This window comes from Aquimarina intermedia (genome assembly GCF_008124785.1).
GTDB classification, from domain to species: Bacteria; Bacteroidota; Bacteroidia; order Flavobacteriales; family Flavobacteriaceae; genus Aquimarina; species Aquimarina intermedia.
In genome coordinates, this window is sequence record NZ_VNHU01000002.1 from 360,783 (window position 1) to 381,625 (window position 20,843).

Sequence of the window (20,843 nt, forward strand, 5' to 3'; positions counted from 1 at the left end):
ATAAATCTTACTACAACTCTAATGCTCTTTTGACATCATTATCCATCAACAACTCCTGAGGATTTTCTAACGCCTCTTTTACTGCCACTAAGAATCCTACTGATTCTTTACCATCGATAATTCGGTGGTCATAGGATAAGGCAACATACATGATTGGCGCAACCACGATTTGACCATCCCTAACTATTGGACGTTCAACAATGTTATGCATTCCTAAAATAGCACTTTGTGGTGGGTTAATGATAGGTGTAGATAACATACTACCAAAAACTCCTCCATTAGTAATGGTAAACGTACCACCGGTCATCTCATCAACAGTAATTTGACCGTCACGAGCGCGAACTGCTAAACGCTTAACTTCGGACTCAACCCCTCTAAAACTTAAATGCTCTGCATTGCGAATTACCGGAACCATTAATCCTTTAGGACCCGACACTGCTATACTTATATCTTGAAAATCATAAGAAATCATATGGTCTCCATCAATCATAGAATTAACCGCAGGATACATTTTTAATGCTTTAACACAAGCCAGTGTGAAAAACGACATAAATCCTAATCCAACCCCATGTCTTGACTTAAACTCTTCTTTATATTGATTACGCAGATCAAATATCGGTTGCATATCTACCTCATTGAACGTAGTTAGCATTGCCGTTTCATTTTTAACTGAAACCAAACGCTGCGCTACTTTACGACGTAACATTGATAATTTTTTCTTGCTTTCACTTCTTGCTCCTGATCCAGGTGTACCCATAGAAGGTTTCGCCTCAATCGCATCTGCTTTTGTGATACGTCCGTCACGACCTGTACCTTGTATTTGCGAAGCGTCTAACCCCTTTTCTGCAATTACTTTCTTAGCCGCTGGAGAGGCAGTTCCTGTAGCATAAGAATCCTGCTTTTGTACTGGAGTTGTCGGTTTTGATGGTGTTTGCGTTTTGGCTTCTGCTTTTGCACTATCAGCTTTGCTGCTGGACTGATCCCGTTGCTTATCGATGTCCATGGCCGCATTACCCTTTCCTCCTTCATCACCTTCATTATCTGCATTACCTTCTGGAGCTTCTGCATCCGTATCGATCAAACAAACAACTTGACCCACGGCAACAGCATCACCTTCCTCAGCTTTGAGCGTAATAATACCGCTAGCTTCGGCAGGCAACTCTAATGTTGCTTTATCACTATCAACTTCTGCTATTGCCTGATCTTTGGTAACATAATCACCATCTTCAACAAGCCATTGTGCTATTTCTACTTCTGTAATGGATTCTCCCGGAGAAGGAACTTTCATTTCTAAAGCCATAATTCTAAATTTATCAGTTGTGTTCTCCTTATTAATTTTGATAAAAAGCGAACCACATGAGTTTTAATTCTTATTATAAATATACTTATCTTCTTTGATTATTCTTTGTTGCATCAAATACAAAGTCAATCACTTCTTGATGTCTTCTTCTAAATCGTGTTGCACTACCCGCAGCAGGTGCCCCATACGGTCGTCTACTTACAAATCTGAAGTTTTTTGCTGCTTCAAAATGCATGAGTATGTGACTCAACGCACCCATATTACGTGGCTCTTCTTGCGCCCAAACCACCTCGTCTGCATTATATTTTTTGATCAAAGCCTCCATTTGTTCTGTAGGTAACGGAAATAATTGTTCGATACGTACCAAAGCAACATCCTCCCTGTTTTCTTTTTCTTTGACTTCTAAAAGATCATAGTAAAATTTACCTGTACAAAAAACAAGAGACTTCACTTTTTTAGGAGTCGCCTCCACATCATCAATTATAGTTTGAAAACTTCCGTTAACAAATTCATCTACGGTAGATACTACTTTAGGATGACGCAACAGACTCTTAGGAGTAAACACAATTAATGGTTTACGGTATTTAGCTTTCATTTGACGGCGAAGCATATGAAACAGGTTGGCCGGTGTAGTTACATCAGCAACATACATATTATCCTTTGCACACAGTTGTAGATATCGCTCCATACGAGCAGATGAATGTTCTGCTCCCTGACCTTCGTATCCGTGAGGTAATAACATAACTAATCCATTTTGAAGCTTCCATTTATCCTCGGCAGATGAAATGTACTGATCCAGCATGATTTGTGCACCGTTACTAAAATCTCCAAATTGGGCCTCCCAAATTGTCAACGTATCCGGATTTGCCATCGCATACCCGTAGTCAAAACCAACGACGCCATACTCTGAAAGCAACGAATTATAAATATAAAATTCGCCCTGTTCCTCTTTTAATCTGTTTAGCAATAAAATTTCCTCTTCGCTATCTTCAACTTTAACCACCGCATGACGGTGCGAAAAGGTGCCTCGCTCTACATCCTGCCCACTCATACGAACATCGTACCCTTCTTCTAATAAAGAACCATACGCTAATAATTCTCCCATAGCCCAATCCAGACTATCATCTTCAAAGTACATTTGGGCACGTTGATCAATCAGACGTTCTATCTTACGTAGAAACTTCTTGTCAGAAGGAAGTTTTGTAATAATCTGAGCAATTTTGTCCAGGGATTCTCGAGAATAGGTGGTATCCACTCCTTTCATCATTACATCTTCCTGAACACGATCAAAACCGGCCCACTCATCTTGCATAAAAGGAGTGATAACCGTTTTTTCTTGCTTACGAGAATCTTCTAATTCCTCTTCCAGAGATTCCTTATATTCTTTTTCAAGGGCAGAAACATAGTCTTTATCTATTATCCCCTCAGCTATTAACTTTTGCGCATAAATATCTCTCGGATTTTTATGTTTCGCTATTGCCTTATAAAGTTTTGGTTGTGTAAATCTAGGCTCATCCCCTTCATTATGGCCATACTTACGATAGCCTAACATATCAATAAAGACATCCCGCTTAAAGGTCATTCTAAACTCCAAAGCAAAATTCATAGCATGCACCACAGCTTCTGCATCATCTGCATTTACATGCATTACAGGAGATAGTGTCACTTTACCAATATCTGTACAATAGGTAGACGAACGTGCGTCCAGATAGTTTGTTGTAAATCCGATTTGGTTATTTACCACAATATGGATTGTTCCTCCTGTTTTATATCCCTCGAGTTGTGCCATCTGCACGATTTCATAAACTAATCCCTGACCGGCTATTGCGGCATCTCCGTGCACTATGATAGGCAGCACACACGATGTATTCTCCTTATAGTGACGATCTTGTTTTGCTCGGGTAATCCCTTCTACCACAGCACCGACTGTTTCCAAATGCGAAGGATTCGGAGCAATATTCATATTTATTGCTTTACCGGACTCGGTTTTACGCTTTGCAGTCCATCCTAAGTGATACTTTACATCGCCATCAAAAATATCTTCTTCATAATCTTTCCCGTCAAATTCACTGAAAATGTCTTTTGGACTCTTACCAAAAATATTGGTTAGCGTGCTCAAACGACCACGGTGTGCCATACCCATTACAAATTCTTGAACTCCCATCTCGGCTGCCTTTTCTATCAACGCATCCAATGCAGGTATTAAAGCTTCACCTCCCTCTAGAGAAAATCTTTTTTGCCCAACATATTTTGTATGCAAAAAGCTTTCGAAAGAAACCGCTTGATTCAGTTTTTTAAGGATATATTTTTTCTCGTCAGCTGAAAATTTAGTTCTGTTCGTGTTGAAATTGATTCTACTCTGAATCCATTCTCGTTCTTCAGGATTACGAATATACATATACTCGATTCCGATAGAATCACAATAAATCTTTTCCAGATGCAGTACAATATCACGCAGAGAACTTGGTCCGATCCCGACGATCTCACCTGCATTAAAAACTACATCCATATCGGCTTGGGTCAAGCCAAAATTCTCGATAGCTAATGTAGGTGCATATTTACGACGTTCGCGTACTGGATTTGTTTTAGTAAACAAGTGCCCTCGTGTTCGATATCCGTCGATAAGACGCACCACCATGAACTCTTTTTGAACATTTTGTGGCACTTCAACTTTACCCTGTGACGCTTGCTCCACATACACTGTTTCACCAGCTTCCTGAGCGCTCTCCATTCCAAAGTCAAAACCTTGAAAAAATGCTCGCCAACTAGGCTCCACACTATCGGGATGTTGAAGGTATTTATCGTATAAATCTGCAAAAAATGCGGTATGAGCCGCATTTAAAAATGAATAGTTATCCATAAGTAAGTATTCCGTTGTCTTTTTTAGTGACAAAACGCCACAAAAATACAACAATTACAATTTACTGCACATTAAAAGATTTATATTTCTATGTAAATTTTTAAGATTTTAACAGTGTAAGCTGTCATTCAACAAAATAGTTGAACCTTACGTCCGACATTGCCTTTTCTAACATTTTGACATTCTTCTCCTAAATTAATCACGAGTATCCATATCATTTCTAAATCTCACCTTATCCCATTCTCTTTTTATGAGTAAACCTATCGCTATTTCAATAATTTCTTCGCTTTTTTTCACAGTGTCGAATCGTATTTTATTTTCAGATACATCAACGGCATAAAGCAAATTAACAAAATCCGAAAAAGAATCATTCAACAGTCCGCGTAGCATCAACCTCAATTCGATAATAAAACTATGCGGATCTTTTTTAGTAAAAGTATAGGAGATACCTGAGCGATACACATCTTTTTGAAGCTGGAGGCGAATGTCAGTAAATGCTTCCAAGAAATAATCTTGTACTATCAAATCTTCTATGTCTGATAGTTTAGACACTGCGATTCATTAGATTTTCTCCAAAAGACCTCAGCAAAACTTTTCTATCCTCGGTAATATCAAGTTTCTTCAAAACACTAAACGCTTTATCCGTGTACTTCTCAATCTCTTTTCGGGTCAGTTCCCTTGCTCCGGTATCCTCATAAAGCGATTTGACTAATTCAATTTTCTGGCTTGGGTTCTCCGGGTTTAAAGAAAATAAGCCCAAGAGCTCTTTCTTTTCTTTAGGTGTACCATGTTCAAAAGCTTTGAGAAAAAGAAAAGTTTTTTTGTTCTCTATTATATCTCCACCCACTTGTTTTCCAAAGGATTTCGGATCTCCAAAAGCATCCAAATAATCGTCCTGTAGCTGAAAAGCCAACCCTAACAATCTACCAAAATCGTATATTAGTGCTTTCTCTTGATCACCTACTCCTGCAACAATAGCACCCATTTTTAAAGCAGCACCGACCAGCACAGCCGTCTTAAACTCAATCATCTTAATATACTCTGCAATGGTGACATTCTCGCGAGTCTCAAAATCAATATCATACTGTTGACCCTCACAAACCTGTATTGCGGTGATACTAAAAAGCTGTGCCAATTCTTTAAATATTTGGCTATCATAATTTTCAAATAATTGATACGCACGAATAAGCATGGCATCACCAGAAAGTATCCCGGTATTAAGATCCCATTTTTCATGCACAGTTTCCTCTCCTCTTCGCAATGGAGCATCGTCCATAATGTCATCGTGGATTAAAGAGAAATTATGAAACACCTCAACCGCAAGTGCCGCATCCAACGCCTTAGTGTAAGATGTTCCAAAAATTTCGGAACTCATTAGCACGAGAACGGGACGAAGACGCTTCCCTCCTAATTGCAGGATATACGAGATGGGTTCGTAAAGGTTTTTGGGCTCTTTCGAAATGTATTGACGTTCTAAATACTCTGAAAAATACTGCTGATATTCTGAAATTGTTTGCACTGTAGCTTTTTTTATGCTAAAGTAAACCAAACTTTTCATATGATCCATATTCTTCCAAAAGCAAGTTCAAAACTTAAGTAAATGTTAAATTATTGTAAAACTTAGGAAACTTTTAATGTTTTTAAAGTTTCCTGAACTATTTTTGCGCCAAATTACCCCACTATATGAAGGAGAAAATTATTGAAAAAGCGAATGAAATGTTTTTAACACTTGGATTCAAAAGTGTTACTATGGATGATCTCGCTTCCGAAATGGGTATATCAAAAAAGACCATTTATGCCCACTTTGAGAATAAAACCAAATTAGTTGAAGCAACAACCGAACATTTATTTTGCTGTATATGTGATGGTATTGACGATATTTTACATGAGAAAAATGAACCTATCGAAGAGCTATACGAGATTAAAGCCTTTGTTATGAAACATCTCAAAAACGAGCAAGCTTCCCCACAGTATCAATTGAATAAATATTACCCAAAGATATATAATGCTTTGAAGTTGAAACAATTCGAAGTGATGCAAGAGTGTGTGATCGAAAACCTAAAGCGTGGTATGCAAAAAGGTGTTTTTAGAGATACTATTGACGTAGAAATCATCTCGAGACTATACTTTATTGGTATGAGCGGCATCAAGGATCAAAACATGTTTCCTGCACAGCAATTTCCTATGCCGAATCTTATGGAAGACTATTTAGAATATCATATTCGAGGGATCGCCACCGATATGGGACTTAACATTTTGAACAATTTAATACAAAAATAATTTTCGAATTCACCACATTTCCACTTCTCAAACAGCAACCGGAATTTGTTTTGGTAATTCTTTTGACAACCAAAAAATAATAAGTAAAACAAATGAAAAACTATAATGTCATCCTATATCTGCTTCTCTTGGTAGCGTTACCAACAGTCGCACAAGAACCTCAATCGGGTACTGCAGTCTATTCCTTTACTTTAGAGGAAGCTATAGATTTTGCCTTAGAGAACAATTACAAGGCGATAAACGCCCGCAGAGATGTCGCCAGAGCAATTAAGAAAAAATGGGAAACGACCGCACAAGGTTTACCACAGATTGACGGTTCTGTTGACTATCAAAACCAATTAAAACAGCCTGTTACATTATTGCCGAATTCAGCTTTTGACAATAGGCAAAGCACTATTAATACGGTTGAACAATATTTTGATAATGTAAATAGAAATGGCGAACAGGTTCAGCCGCTCGAAGGATTCACACCTGTGATTTTTGGCACCAAACAGCAAATGAATCTCACCGCTACGCTATCTCAACTAATTTTTGACGGTTCGTATTTGGTTGGATTACAAGCAGCGAAAACTTTTTTAGAATACACCGATAATCTGGAAGAAAAAACTCAATTAGAAGTCCGCAAAAGTATCATCAACTCCTATGGTGCTGTATTACTTGCAAACGAGAGCGTTCGTATCTTGGAAAACAATAAAGAAACCCTAGAGACAAACCTCAACGAAACCAAGAAAATTTTTGAGAATGGTTTGACCGAAGAGGAGAATGTTGAACAGTTACAAATTACATTTTTACAGATTAGCAACCAGCTAAGCAACACCAAACGTCTGGCAGATATTGCTTTACAAATGTTTAACCTTTCACTTGGTGTTGATGTTACCAGCAATACCGTTCTGACAGATAATTTGGAGCAGCTAGCCTTAAATGATATGGATCTTGCAATTGCGGAACAACCATTTATACCGGAAAACACGATTGATTATAAAATTGGTTATAACCTCACGCAGCAAAGAGGGTTGGAGTTAAAGTTAGAAAAAAGCCGTGCACTACCTTCAATCAGCGCCTTTGTAAATTATGGCACTGCAGCTTTTGATAATGAGTTTGTTTTTTTCGATAGTGATACACGATGGTTTCAATCATCCATCCTGGGTGCCGGAATCAAAATTCCTATTTTCAGCTCACTCAAAAGAAGTGCAAAAACTCAGCAGGCACGTATTGCTCTGGATCAGGCAAACACGCAGTTTATTGAAACACAGCAAAACATTCAGCTAAATTATAATAGAGCCATGAGCGAGTATTTGTATGCCATAGAAACCTATCAAACCAGTAAGCAAAATCTTGCGCTTGCAGAACGCATAGAAAATAAAAATCAAATCAAATATACCGAAGGTCTGTCAACAAGTTTTGATCTGCGACAAGCTCAATTACAACTATACACCTCTCAACAAGAAGCGTTACAATCTATGCTGGATATAATCAACGCTAAAGCAACATTAGAAACCATTTTGAATACACCAGAAAAATAAGCTATACCATGAAAATACTTTATACCATATCCGCATTTACGCTACTATTAATATCCTGTGGCGATAGCAAAAAAGTTACCGTCGAAGAGACTATTGAAAACGGAAATTTGAGCGAGATGCGAGCAAAAAGAGCCGAAGTTGTACAATTACAACAAAACATTAATGAGGAGTTAAAACAACTGGACGCTGCGATTGCAAAAAAAGATACTGTGCAAAAGCTTCCATTAGTCACAACTGTAAAAGCAACAGATACAATCTTTAAGCATTACCTAGAATTACAAGGAAATACAGAAACTAAGAAGAATTTGGTGTTGTATCCCGAAACTTCAGGAATTTTAACGCGCGTTTACGTAGAAGACGGTCAACGTGTGAGTAAAGGCCAGCTTTTGGCAAAAATAGATGACGGCGGACTGAGTCAGCAGCTTTCGCAGGTAGAAGTTCAGGCAGAACTTGCTAAAACTACTTTTGATCGTCAGAAAAGATTATGGGAACAAAAGATTGGATCCGAAATACAATACCTACAAGCCAAAACTACTTACGAGGCACAACAAAATGCAGTAGCGCAAATTAAGCGACAATTAGCTAAAACTACGATTAACGCACCCTTTTCAGGAATAATTGATGATGTAATAACAGAACAAGGGAGTGTTGTTGCCCCGGGACAAACTGAAGTGATCCGTATCGTCAACTTAGACGATATGTATATCGAAGTCGAAGTACCAGAGAGCTATTTATCACAAATTACTGAAGGCAAGGAAGTATTAGTGGATTTCCCTGTATTAGGTAAAACGATTGACACGAAAGTGCGTCAGGTGGGTAATTATATTAACCCTAATAACCGATCCTTTATGGTTGAAGTAGCTATTCCGAATAAAAACAAGATGGTCAAACCGAATCTAACTGCTAAAGTAAAAATAAACGATTATACCAATGACAGCGCAATTTTGATTCCGCAAAGTATCTTATCCGAAAATGCAGAAGGAGAACAGTACATCTATATAACTAATGAAAAAGATAGTGACAGTGTAGCGGTTGCTAAAAGAACAATTGTCAAAACCGGAAGAACACAGGGAGATTTAATCGAAATCACTGAAGGTGTAAGTGCCAATGATCATATTATCAAAGAAGGTGCACGAAGCGTTAAAGATGGTCAAAAAGTGAAAATTTTAAACTAAGCTCAATGGAGAAAACTAAAAAAAACGTAGACAAGGAATTTGGACTATCCTCCTGGGCTATTGACAATAAAACAACCATCTATGTGATGATTGCCATATTCTTAGTACTTGGATTGTCAGCATATTTCTCTATGCCAAGAGAAAATTTTCCTGAAATTAATGAAACTAAGATTTATATCAGTGTTCCTTATCCGGGAAACACCGCTGAGGATATTGAACGACTTATTGTCGATCCTTTAGAGGATCAAATCAAAAACGTAAGTAATGTTGTAGAGATTCTATCAACTTCGCAGGAAGATTATGCAATTATCACAGTCGAATTTGATGAGGAGTTGTCAGTTCCCGAAGCGAAGCAGAAAATAAAAGACGAAGTCGATTCAGAAAAAGCAAATGAAGATTGGCCGACGTTTAACGGTGCCAAGGTAGAACCTAATGTTTTTGATCTAAGTATTTCTGAAGAAACGCCGATCATGAATATTAACATCAAAGGTGATTACCCGGTTGATAAATTAAAAGAATATGCCGAATACCTGGAAGATGAAATAGAAGATTTGCCAGAAATTAAAAAGGCAGATATTCGTGGAGCTCAGGAGCGAGAGGTTGAAGTAGCCGTAGACATTTACAAGATGATGGGGGCCAAAGTGAGTTTTGACGATGTGATCAACACCATACGTGGCGGTAATATGACTATGTCTGCCGGAAATATGATCAGTAGTGGTCAACGAAGAACCATCCGTATTTTGGGTGAAATCACCAACCCATCGCAGCTTAACGATTTTGTAGTTAAATCTCAAAATGGAGCAGTTTATTTAAGAGACATTGCAGAAATCAAGTTTAAGGACGAAGACAAAACTACCTATGCCAGAGAGTTTGGAGAAAGTGTGGTTATGTTGGACGTAAAGAAACGTTCGGGTAAAAACATGGTCGAGGCTGTTGAAAAAATCGATGTGATTTTAAAAGATGCTAAAGAGAATGTGTTTCCGAAGGACTTAGAAATTAGTGTTGCTAACGATCAATCTGCCAAGACCATAAATCAGGTAAATGATCTGGTTAATAATATCATCTTTGGTATTATTCTGGTGGTCGGTGTCCTCATGTTCTTTCTTGGTTTTAGGAATGCATTATTTGTTGGATTTGCTATTCCGATGTCGATGTTTATGTCCTTTATGATTTTATCAGCGTTGGGGTATACGATGAATACGATGATTTTATTTGCATTAATCATGGGACTCGGTATGTTGGTGGATAATGGTATTGTGGTAGTAGAAAACGTATATCGTTTGATGGAAGAAGAAGGCTTATCCAGAATTGAAGCTGCCAAAAAAGGTATAGGTGAGATTGCCTTTCCAATTATCATCTCAACCGCGACTACAGTAGCTGCGTTTGTTCCTTTAGGAATGTGGCCTGGTGTTATGGGACAATTTATGATCTATTTCCCAATCACACTGTCAGTCGTACTAGGATCCTCTCTATTTGTGGCCATCTTTATTAATTCGATGCTGGTATCACAATTCATGGAAGTTGGAGAAAAAGTACTGAAGAGAAAGCAATTGATTCGATTGAGTGTTATCTTAGGAGGATTTGGAACATTAATTTTAATTTTCGGGGGTGAAGTACGAGGTTTAGGAAGCTTGATGATCGTAACCGCTTTAATGTTTTGGGTATATAAATATTTTCTTAAGAAAGGAGCCAATTATTTTCAGAGAAGGACATTGGTATGGTTGGAAAATCAATACCAGCGTTTTTTAATTTTCGCGCTACGCGGAAAACGAGCGTATGCTTTTGTCGGAGGAACTTTTGCCCTCTTAATTGTCGTATTTATGTTATTTGGAGCGTCTGTCGGAAGCCAACGAACCAAAATTGAGTTTTTTCCTGATAATAAACCAAATCAAATTGTGGTTTATATAGAATATCCACAAGGCACTGATATCGAAAAGACAAATAAAATCACTAAAGAAATTGAACAACGTGTTTATGGAATTCTAAATGACAAAGAATATATAAACGAAGAAGGATTTAATTTCTTAGTAGAATCGGCAGTATCACAAGTTGGTGAAGGAGCAGGAAATCCACAAACTGATGGTGGAAGTAATGCAGAAATGCCTCATAAAGCGAAGATAACCGCTACCATGCGTGAATATAAGTTCAGAAATGGAAAAGATTCTGAAGTATTACGACAGAAAGTACAGAAGGCATTAACAGGTATCTATCCGGGAGTAGCTATCTCTGTAGAAAAAGACCCTGTAGGACCACCGGCCGGTTACCCCATCAATATTGAAATTGAAGGTCCGGACTATGATGAATTGATCACCATTGCCGAACGTATGCGCAATTTCATCAATGAAAAAAACATCCCTGGTATCGAAGAACTTAAGATTGATGTAAACAAGGGTAAGCCAGCCATGCAGGTAGTGGTCGACAGAGAAAAGGCAGGAGAACTGGGTGTCTCGGCCGGACAGGTTGGTAATCAGTTACGCCGTTCTATTTTTGGTGAAAAGGCAGGTGTTTATAAAAAAGATGGAGAGGATTATGATATCTACGTTCGATTTAATGAAGAAAATAGATATAATACCAGCTCACTTTTTAATCAGAACATCACCTTCAGAGATCCAGCAACAGGAAAATTAAAAGAGATTCCTGTATCTGCAGTAGCTTCTCAACGCAATACCTCATCATTTAGCGCGATTAAGCACAATGATACAAAACGTGTTGTAACCGTCTATTCAGGTCTTCAACCAGGTTTCACTGATGCAGGCGCAATTGTTTCACAGATCCAAAATGAAATGGCATCATTTTCGGAATTGCCAAGAGGGGTTAAAATAGATTTTACAGGACAGATTGAAGAACAGAACAAACAAATGTCCTTCTTAATGGGAGCATTTTTCTCAGGATTGGGATTAATCATGTTGATTTTGATCTTTCAGTTTAGTTCAATTTCAAAGCCGACAATCATTATGATCGCAATCTTTTTAAGTTTTATAGGCGTTTTTGGTGGTATTTTAATAACAGGTGCATCATTCGTCATTATGATGACCATGATGGGGATTATATCCCTTGCAGGAATTGTAGTAAATAACGGTGTGGTGCTTCTCGACTATACACAATTACTAATAGATCGTAAAAAGGTTGCTTTAGACGTTGAAGATGACCAGTTACTATCAAATGAGATCGTAATGAATATGATTGTACGCGGAGGTAAAGCAAGATTACGTCCTGTATTACTAACCGCTATCACTACGGTTTTAGGCCTTATCCCGTTAGCTATTGGATTTAACGTAGACTTCTTTTCACTCTTTAGTGAGTTTGATCCTAAAATATATATTGGTGGAGATAATGTTATTTTCTGGGGACCCTTAGCATGGACTGTTATTTATGGTTTGATTATAGCGACTTTCTTAACGCTGATCATTGTACCGGCGCTGTTCTTTATCGTACACCGAATCAAAGTACGTTTTAGCAAAAGAGAGGTGGTAAATGAGGTAGCTACTACAACTTAGTATTATTTTAATTTAAAGTATAAAAAACGCCGCGTAATGCGGCGTTTTTTTTGTTTTGATCATTTAGCTTCTTAGCTATAAATTTTCAGATAATGGAATAGGAAATGAACTATAAATAACATCTCCAGATCTATCTTTTGGGAGTGTTTGAGACCGCCCATAACGCCACATATCAAACATTCTATGATTTTCGGACCATAAAGAGTAGCGTCTTTGTCTTAGTAACTCATCCGTTAATGCAGACTGAGTCAAAGCTCCCGTATAATCGGATAATCCAGCTGAGTTTCTAATAACACTCAATGCATTAGCAGCTTCAACAAAATTGGTGGTTAAAATATTTGCTTCCGCATATACTAAAATAAGCTCTTCATTTCTAACAAGATCAACTGGTGAAGTACTAGAAGCGTATAAACGAGTTTCATAATCCCCAGACAAATCATCTTGAATACTAGGGTCTGGTCGTACTGCAGTTTTATCGGCAACTCTAGTATCTCCAGCTTCAGCATCATTAATCCAGCTATCGTGTACAATTATTTGATCCCCATTGTTTGGTTCTGCAGCTGATTCTGAAGGAGCTCGAAACACCGGATTAGCCTGATCATTACCACCTAAACCAAAAACATGCTTAGGCCCGGTTTCAAGTGCTCCGCTTAAATTAAAAAAGGAATCATCCAATGCATCCAATGCATCTTGGCCATTCCCATTGTAAACAGATGCAACTGCAACTAATGCTCTATTAAACTCCAAAAAAGTCGACGGAGTATCAAAACCACTAAAACCAGTACTCAAAGGAAAAACGAACTCTGTTCCAGCAGCATTCAAATCTGTATTAGCTTCGTTCAACAACTGGATTACATAATCAAAACCTGCGCTGATTTCTAATAACGGCCCTAAGTTATCCGGATCCGAAACATCCACTCGTGCTTGATGATACGATTTTAGTATTTGAATTAGCTCATAAGATATCATGGTCTTTGCAAATCCCAGATATCCATTTTTTTCTGTTACATCAACCGCATCAGTATTACTTATAGCCTCTATTAAAACATTCGCATTTTTAATCGCCCGATAGTTTCCGTTCCATTGAGCTGTACTGTAGAAAGAATTGTTATCTAATTGAATTCCATTTTTACCAAGTAAATCTCCAGTATTTCTAGGATCAGCATCAAATAAGTAAAGTTCTCTTGCCATTATTCCACTGGCAGTAACTTCTACACCTAATCCGTTTCTAATTGAAGATTCGATTCCAACTGCGAGTTCATCTAATTGAGTCTTAGTTGCGGCATTTGAAACAACATCTACACTTGGTCCGTTAGGATCAGCTATTTCATCAATAGAACATGATAATAAAGAGGTAAGCACTACACTCCCTGCCATCATATACTTTGAAATTAGTTTTATATTATTTTTCATCATAATCATCTTAAAAATTAACATTTAAATGGAAGTAATATTGCTTAGAACTTGGAAAAGGTGCTACTTCAATTCCACTGGACAATCCAGCGCCTCCATTAACAGAAACCTCAGGATCATAACTACTATAATCCGTAATTGTAAATAGGTTTCTCCCTGAAACTCCCAACTTCACATCACTTATTACATCACCAAAAATTGAACTTATATTTTTTCTTGGAATTCTATAATATATCGAAGCTTCTCTTAATCTTACATAGCCAGCAGGCTCAACAAAACGAACAGCGTTAGCTGGAGAATCCAATCTCGCCTGACCTTCTGGAGTTTCCAAATCCGGTGTAGTTTGCCCTAAATCGGTCAAAAAACGTGATAGGTTGAGGTTTTCTCCCCCTTCTTTCCACTGTAAAAGAAAAGAAATGTCCCATTGCTTGAATAAAGTAAGTGAATTATTGAAAGCCATTTGAAAATCTGGTTCCACATTACCAACTTGAGTTAGCTCTCCATTAACACTTCCTACAAGTTGAGTAACCGGCTTACCTTCTTCAATGTAGAACGTTCCTAAACCTGTTCCAAATCCAGCACCAGGTTGAGCAAAAGCGGGAACATCTAGACGTGTAACCTCTGATCGGTTAAGGTAAAATTGAACACCTGTGTTCCAAGTGAAATTTTCACCATTAAGAATATCACCTCTTAATGCTAATTCAACACCTTTATTTTCTAAATCTGCTAAATTGGTCGTCTCTCTCGTGAATCCTGACGAAGCAGGTAATGATCGTGATAAAATTAAATCTCTAACATTCTTGTAATAGTATGTTGCTTCCAAACTTATTCGATTGAATAATCCAATATCCAGTCCGATTTCAAATTCCGAAGCTGTCTCTGGTTCTACATCAGGATCACCTTTTAAGCCAGCAACTGAAACCCCTAGACTACCACCAATATTCGCAGTAGCCAAGCTAGTAAACGTAGCACCAAAGGCCGCTGGATTTCCAGTCTCTCCATAGGCAGTTCTAAATTTAAATTGATTTACCGCTTCTAAAGTCCAGAAATCAAAATTATTGAAATTTACAGCTAAAGAGGCTTTTGGAAAACCATACAATTTATTAGGATCTCCATTACGTGATGACTTATCCAAACGATATCCAACTGTTGCAATGAAGCGATCCTTGTAATTAGCTTCAATTTGAGAAAAGTATCCAAAATCTTCTTCACTTGACTTAAACTGATCAATTTCTTGATTCACAGATTGATCAACATTTGTTTGGCCTGCTGCCAAGTCATATCCTCTTCCATTAACCAAGTTACCTTCTTGTTTTAAATAGGTTACACCTAGCTGTGTTGTTAAATTTAAGTCTCCTTTTAAGCCTGTGTGATCCCAAACTCCAATAGCTTGTGAATTAAACTGTGTGAAATTATTTTTACCTTGGGCAATGAATCCGGCCTGTCCATCAATTCTAGCTTGATGCGTTTCAGGAACATATACATAAGTTTCGTTTGCCAAGTAGTCTACTCCACCATTTACAACAAAACGAACTCGGTTTTTATCTCCAGTATATAATTTAGTGTTTAATTTAAATCCTTGTATGATACGATTATTGGAATCTTCATTTTTTGCTTGATCTCTAACAAATAGTGGATTACCCGAATAATTTGGATTATTTGGATACGCGCCGTTAGCATCTGGATACAAATTAACCCAAGGTCTCGTAAATGCTAAAGTATAGCCATAACTTAATCCTCCTTCATTTTCATTACCTGTAAAGCTTCTACTTGAATTACTGCGCACATAATTTGTTGTAGATGTAAAATCAAAAACATCCGATATACGATGATCAATATTAGCTCGCAATGACAAACGATCGAAACCGGTGTTCTTAATAATTCCTTCCTCATCTCGATAAGATCCTCCAACATAGAACTTTGTTTTTTCATCTCCTCCGGTAGCGCTCAATCTTGTATCAGTAATAAATCCAGTATTACCATAAATCTCTTCTTCATAATCATACAACTCACCGTTAGCAGCAATTGTCGCCTCGTACTTCGCTCGTTCCGCAGCATTAAATGTGTTCTCTACTGATTGAGCAGTCCATGGTCTTAGCCCTAATTTGTTTTGAATCACATTAATACCTGTGTCTTGACTAAAACTTATTTTTGTACGTCCACCTTTACCACGTTTTGTGGTTATAATTACCACACCGGCATTACCTCTTTGACCATATATGGCTGCGGCCGACGAACCTTTTAAAACTTCTATATTTTCAATATCATTTGGATCCAAATCCGCCAAACGGTTAGATGAGTTTTCTTCGTTTCCTGCATTACCACCAGACGCGAATCTCAGCCCAGATGGAATTTCAACGTTGTTAACGTATACTCCATCAACAATTACTAATGGCTGGTTATTTCCATTTATAGAAGAGACTCCTCTTAAACGAAGCGCAAAACCTCCACCTGGAGCACCAGAACTTGACGTAATATTTACTCCTGTTACTTTTCCATAAAGCGCTCCATCTACCGTCGTTTGACCTGTATTACCAACCAATTCTTCTGCAGTAACAGTAGATACAGCATTTGCTAGATTACTACGTTTTATAGAAGACGCTAATCCTGTAACCACCACTTCTTCTAACGATTCAGAGGACTCTTCAACTTGTACCGTGATAGGTCCTGTAGTTTTTACATCAACTAATTCCTCAGAAAATCCTAGAGCAAAAATTTTCAATTTAACCGGTAGTTTCTCTACACTTAAGGTAAAATAGCCATCAATATCGGTGGCAGTACCATTTTTGGTGCCATCTTCAATAACATTCATAAAAGCGGCTCCCTCGCCACTTTCTTGGATAACGACTCTACCTGTTATCGTCTCCTGAGCCATGAATACTACTGGCAGCATCAATAAAATTAGCAACATCCATTTGCTATGATGTGTTTGTTTTTTCATAATGATTTGTTTAAATATCGCGATAAATCTATTAAAATAATTTTAGAAAAATACATAATAAACTATGTATTTGTCACATAAATAGCAGTATCATTACGTTAAAACCGTAATCAGAATACTTTTATTATCAAATTGATATTTCGAATTACCACTATAATTAGGTCAACTAAATATTCAATTCGTCAAAGTAGTTCTCTTAAATCTTCTTATTTTTGCTGCCTTAACAGAATAGTATATTATGTATAGAAGTCATTCTTGCGGTGAATTACGAGCCACAGACATTAACAAAGACGTTACGCTTTCCGGTTGGGTACAAAAAATCAGAGATAAAGGCTTTATGGTCTGGGTTGATTTACGGGATCGATACGGAATTACCCAACTTATCTTTGATGCAGAGCGTTCTCCTAAAGAATTATTAGAGACCGCACAATCCTTGGGTCGGGAATTTGTAATTCAAATACAAGGTACTGTCATCGAACGAGAATCCAAAAATGACAATATTGTCACCGGTGCAATAGAGGTTGTGGTTCAAAAATTAACTATTCTAAACGAAGCGCTGACTCCCCCTTTTACTATCGAGAATCAAACGGATGGCGGAGAGGATATACGTATGAAGTATCGTTATCTCGATATTCGTCGTAAACCTGTTCAAGAAAATCTTATTTTTAGACATAAAGTAGCCATGCAGGTCCGCAGTTATCTGTCTGAGCAGGAGTTTATAGAAATCGAAACGCCTTATCTGATAAAATCTACCCCAGAAGGGGCTCGTGATTTTGTGGTGCCTTCACGGATGAACGAGGGACAATTTTATGCGCTTCCTCAATCACCACAAACCTTCAAGCAGTTGCTTATGGTGGGCGGTATGGATAAATACTTCCAAATTGTAAAGTGTTTTAGAGATGAAGACCTACGAGCAGACAGACAGCCTGAATTTACACAGATTGATTGTGAAATGGCTTTTGTTGAGCAAGAAGATATCCTCAATACTTTTGAGGGATTAACACGTCACTTACTACAATCCATTAAGGGTATTGATATTGAAAGTTTTCCTCGTATGTCTTACGAAGACGCTATGAAAACGTATGGTAATGATAAGCCTGATATTCGTTTTGATATGAAGTTTGGCGAACTCAATGCGGTTGCTCAACACAAAGATTTTAAAGTTTTTAATGAAGCTGAATTAGTTGTTGGAATTGCTGTTCCGGGTGGTGCCTCATACACGCGTAAAGAAATTGATAAGTTGATTGATTGGGTAAAGCGTCCGCAAGTAGGAGCTTTAGGCATGGTATACGTTAAGTGTAACGATGATGGCTCTTTTAAATCATCAGTTGATAAATTTTACGATGCGGCAGATTTAGCTACATGGGCTGAAGCTACTCAAGCTAAACCGGGAGATCTGATTTGTGTTTTATCCGGTCCAAAAAATAAAGTACGTGCGCAACTGAGTGCGCTACGTATGGAAATGGCAGAACGTTTAGGGCTGAGAAATCCTGAAGAATTTGCTCCACTCTGGGTAATTGACTTTCCACTGCTAGAATGGGATGAAGATACAGAGCGTTATCACGCAATGCATCACCCTTTTACTTCCCCAAAACCAGAGGATATGAAATTATTGGATACTGATCCTGGTAAAGTACGTGCCAATGCATACGATCTTGTATTAAATGGAAACGAAATAGGTGGAGGTTCTATCCGTATTCATGATAAAGAAACACAAGCGCTAATGTTTGATCACTTAGGATTTACTCCTGATGAAGCTAAAGCGCAATTTGGCTTCTTGTTGGATGCTTTTCAATATGGAGCACCGCCACATGGCGGAATAGCCTTTGGTTTAGATCGTTTGGTCGCTATTCTCGGAGGACAGGAAACTATACGAGATTTTATTGCTTTCCCTAAAAACAATAGTGGTCGTGATGTAATGATCGACGCCCCCTCAAAACTAGACACAGAACAGCTCAAAGAATTACACATTGAACTTGATCTATAATAATTAAATCCCGCGCTAAGCGGGATTTTTTAGTATCTTTCGTTTTCTTAACCTCGTTACTATTTATGCAACGCACCCAAAAGAAAACGATACTATATAAGTTTTTGAAATGGCGATATCGACATATATCGACCAAAAACTTCATTTTAATCCTAAGTATACTCATTGGTTTTCTTGCTGGTTTAGTTTCCCTATTTTTAAAGAATGCTACGCATTTGATTCAGGCGCTACTGGAGCAGGATTTAATACAATGGCAGACTTCCTTTTATTTTATAACCCCCATTGTTGGACTCTCTATTGTATATCTCATTTTAAAATACATTGTAAAAGAGGATCTCAAGTCGGCAATACCCCTTGTTCTTTATTCCTTATCCAAAACAAAAGGCATTATTAATACTGCTCAAGCCTATCTACCTCTTATTTTGGCTCCGATTACGGTAGGTTTTGGAGGTTCTGTGGGACTCTTAGGGCCAGCAATTGGTTCGGGCGCTGCGCTAAGCTCTAATCTCAGTTCTTTGTTTCACGTAAAAACAAAAACAAGAACGTTACTAATTGGATGTGCGGCTGCGGGGGCTATTTCTGCCGTGTTTAAATCTCCATTGGCCGGATTAGTTTTTGCCGTAGAAGTATTTAGTTTGGACCTTACGCTCACTTCACTCCTCCCTCTATTATTGGCCTCCGTTTCGTCTATCATAACGTCATACTTTTTCTTAGGTGATGAAGTTTTATTCCGTTTTGAAGTGCTTGAGCGATTTCAAATTTTTGATATTCCTTTTTATATAGTTTTAGGTATAGGTACCGCTTTCGCATCTATCTATTTTACTAAAATGTACTTTTGGATTCTGAAATTCTTTGACAGATTCACCAAAAAAATTCATAAGCTCATCATTGGTGGTCTTGCGATTGGCGTGATGCTTTATTTTATCCCTCCATTATATGGGGAAGGTCTCGGTTTTATAAATAGCTTACTACACGGAAATCATTTTGCAGCACTGGGGCAGACACCTTTTGATCACTTAACCAATAATGCATGGGTAGTCATCGCATTATTGATCGGGATAACCATCTTTAAAGCAATAGCCATGACTACGACCTTTGCTGCCGGTGGTTGCGGTGGTATCTTCATTCCTACGATGGTGATGGGAAGCGCCTTGGGGAATGTAATCGCTAAAATTATTAATAACCTCGGTCTAGGTCTTCACGTTTCTGAAGCTAATTTCACATTATTAGGGATGGCAGGTCTTATTGCAGGTGTATTACATGCGCCTTTAACATCGATCTTTCTTATTGCAGAGATTACGTCATCCTATGAATTATTTGTGCCGCTAATGATTACAACAGCGATCTCTTTTATTATATCTAAAAATCGAATAGAACATAACATTTATACCAGAGAGCTAGCTGAACAAGGACAACTTTTAACCCACAATAAAGATCAAAATGTGCTTACCTTATTAAATCTTGAAGATTGTTTGGAAACAAATTTTGTTACTGTTGAAGAAACTTACACTTTAAAACAATTGCTGAGTGAAGCCGTTGCAAAGTCAAATCGTAATGTATTTCCCGTAGTCAATCATGATCAAAAATTAGTAGGCATCGTGCGCTTGGATGATATTCGGGATATTATGTTCGATATAACATTATACCACAAAGTAACCGTAGCTACACTTATGACAAAAATCTCGACTACCATTATTATTGAAACTGATAATGCTAAAACAACGATGCGCAAGTTTCAGGATTCAGGAGCATGGAATCTTCCCGTGATTAAAGAAGGTAAATACATTGGTTTTATCTCAAAATCAAAATTATTGACCGCCTATCGAAGAAAGTTGATTAGTTTTGCATAAAAGAACCTTTTTGATCG

Annotated in this window: 12 protein-coding genes; 6 read left to right on the forward strand and 6 right to left on the reverse strand. The window is 37.8% G+C overall.

Features of this window, described 5'->3' with window-relative positions:
* Positions 1-10: 10 nt before the first annotated feature.
* The 4 genes from odhB to BD809_RS04260 all read right to left on the reverse strand — a co-directional run bounded on the left by odhB (position 11) and on the right by BD809_RS04260 (position 5,679).
* Positions 11-1,300 (reverse strand): 2-oxoglutarate dehydrogenase complex dihydrolipoyllysine-residue succinyltransferase, encoded by a 1,290-nt coding sequence (odhB, locus tag BD809_RS04245; RefSeq protein WP_148781703.1) that lies wholly within the window; start codon positions 1,298-1,300, stop codon positions 11-13.
* Positions 1,301-1,385: 85 nt separating this feature from the next.
* A complete protein-coding gene (locus BD809_RS04250; RefSeq protein ID WP_148781704.1) occupies positions 1,386-4,160 on the reverse strand; it encodes a 2-oxoglutarate dehydrogenase E1 component in 2,775 nt (924 codons plus the stop codon).
* 195 nt (positions 4,161-4,355) lie between these two features.
* Positions 4,356-4,712: a hypothetical protein gene (locus tag BD809_RS04255; protein WP_148781705.1), complete on the reverse strand. Its 357-nt coding sequence runs from the start codon at positions 4,710-4,712 to the stop codon at positions 4,356-4,358.
* The gene (locus tag BD809_RS04260) at positions 4,705-5,679 is read right to left on the reverse strand and encodes a polyprenyl synthetase family protein (RefSeq protein WP_148781706.1); all 975 of its coding nucleotides are present in this window, start codon (positions 5,677-5,679) and stop codon (positions 4,705-4,707) included. The genes BD809_RS04255 and BD809_RS04260 overlap by 8 nt, the downstream gene beginning before the upstream one ends.
* Before the next feature lie 164 nt (positions 5,680-5,843).
* Between BD809_RS04260 and BD809_RS04265 the strand changes: the two genes are divergently transcribed.
* From BD809_RS04265 to BD809_RS04280, 4 genes are all read left to right on the forward strand, one after another.
* On the forward strand, positions 5,844-6,440 hold the full coding sequence (locus BD809_RS04265) for a TetR/AcrR family transcriptional regulator (protein ID WP_148781707.1): 597 nt from the start codon (positions 5,844-5,846) through the stop codon (positions 6,438-6,440).
* Between the two features lie 92 nt (positions 6,441-6,532).
* On the forward strand, positions 6,533-7,963 hold the full coding sequence (locus tag BD809_RS04270) for a TolC family protein (protein WP_148781708.1): 1,431 nt from the start codon (positions 6,533-6,535) through the stop codon (positions 7,961-7,963).
* An 8-nt stretch (positions 7,964-7,971) separates the two neighbouring features.
* On the forward strand, positions 7,972-9,138 hold the full coding sequence (locus BD809_RS04275) for an efflux RND transporter periplasmic adaptor subunit (RefSeq protein WP_148781709.1): 1,167 nt from the start codon (positions 7,972-7,974) through the stop codon (positions 9,136-9,138).
* A 5-nt stretch (positions 9,139-9,143) separates the two neighbouring features.
* Complete coding sequence (locus BD809_RS04280) at positions 9,144-12,635, forward strand: efflux RND transporter permease subunit (RefSeq protein WP_148781710.1); 3,492 nt, start codon at positions 9,144-9,146, stop codon at positions 12,633-12,635.
* A gap of 75 nt (positions 12,636-12,710) precedes the next feature.
* Here BD809_RS04280 and BD809_RS04285 read toward each other — a convergent pair whose 3' ends face one another.
* On the reverse strand, positions 12,711-14,048 hold the full coding sequence (locus BD809_RS04285; RefSeq protein ID WP_246131423.1) for a RagB/SusD family nutrient uptake outer membrane protein: 1,338 nt from the start codon (positions 14,046-14,048) through the stop codon (positions 12,711-12,713).
* A 10-nt stretch (positions 14,049-14,058) separates the two neighbouring features.
* On the reverse strand, positions 14,059-16,989 hold the full coding sequence (locus BD809_RS04290) for a SusC/RagA family TonB-linked outer membrane protein (RefSeq protein ID WP_211356691.1): 2,931 nt from the start codon (positions 16,987-16,989) through the stop codon (positions 14,059-14,061).
* 238 nt (positions 16,990-17,227) lie between these two features.
* Here BD809_RS04290 and aspS point away from each other — a divergent pair, with 238 nt between their 5' ends.
* On the forward strand, positions 17,228-18,976 hold the full coding sequence (aspS, locus tag BD809_RS04295) for an aspartate--tRNA ligase (protein ID WP_148781712.1): 1,749 nt from the start codon (positions 17,228-17,230) through the stop codon (positions 18,974-18,976).
* A 65-nt stretch (positions 18,977-19,041) separates the two neighbouring features.
* Positions 19,042-20,826, forward strand: a complete 1,785-nt coding sequence (locus BD809_RS04300) for a chloride channel protein (RefSeq protein ID WP_148781713.1) — start codon at positions 19,042-19,044, stop codon at positions 20,824-20,826.
* Positions 20,827-20,843 lie beyond the last annotated feature (17 nt).

What these genes read in the sequence shown, in the direction of transcription:
- odhB (WP_148781703.1), bottom strand. Translation starts at nt 1,300, where the DNA reads ATGGCTTTAGAAATGAAAGTTCCTTCTCCGGGAGAATCCATTACAGAA.
- BD809_RS04250 (WP_148781704.1), bottom strand. Translation starts at nt 4,160, where the DNA reads ATGGATAACTATTCATTTTTAAATGCGGCTCATACCGCATTTTTTGCA.
- BD809_RS04265 (WP_148781707.1), top strand. Translation starts at nt 5,844, where the DNA reads ATGAAGGAGAAAATTATTGAAAAAGCGAATGAAATGTTTTTAACACTT.
- BD809_RS04270 (WP_148781708.1), top strand. Translation starts at nt 6,533, where the DNA reads ATGAAAAACTATAATGTCATCCTATATCTGCTTCTCTTGGTAGCGTTA.
- BD809_RS04275 (WP_148781709.1), top strand. Translation starts at nt 7,972, where the DNA reads ATGAAAATACTTTATACCATATCCGCATTTACGCTACTATTAATATCC.
- BD809_RS04280 (WP_148781710.1), top strand. Translation starts at nt 9,144, where the DNA reads ATGGAGAAAACTAAAAAAAACGTAGACAAGGAATTTGGACTATCCTCC.
- BD809_RS04285 (WP_246131423.1), bottom strand. Translation starts at nt 14,048, where the DNA reads ATGAAAAATAATATAAAACTAATTTCAAAGTATATGATGGCAGGGAGT.
- BD809_RS04290 (WP_211356691.1), bottom strand. Translation starts at nt 16,989, where the DNA reads ATGAAAAAACAAACACATCATAGCAAATGGATGTTGCTAATTTTATTG.
- aspS (WP_148781712.1), top strand. Translation starts at nt 17,228, where the DNA reads ATGTATAGAAGTCATTCTTGCGGTGAATTACGAGCCACAGACATTAAC.
- BD809_RS04300 (WP_148781713.1), top strand. Translation starts at nt 19,042, where the DNA reads ATGCAACGCACCCAAAAGAAAACGATACTATATAAGTTTTTGAAATGG.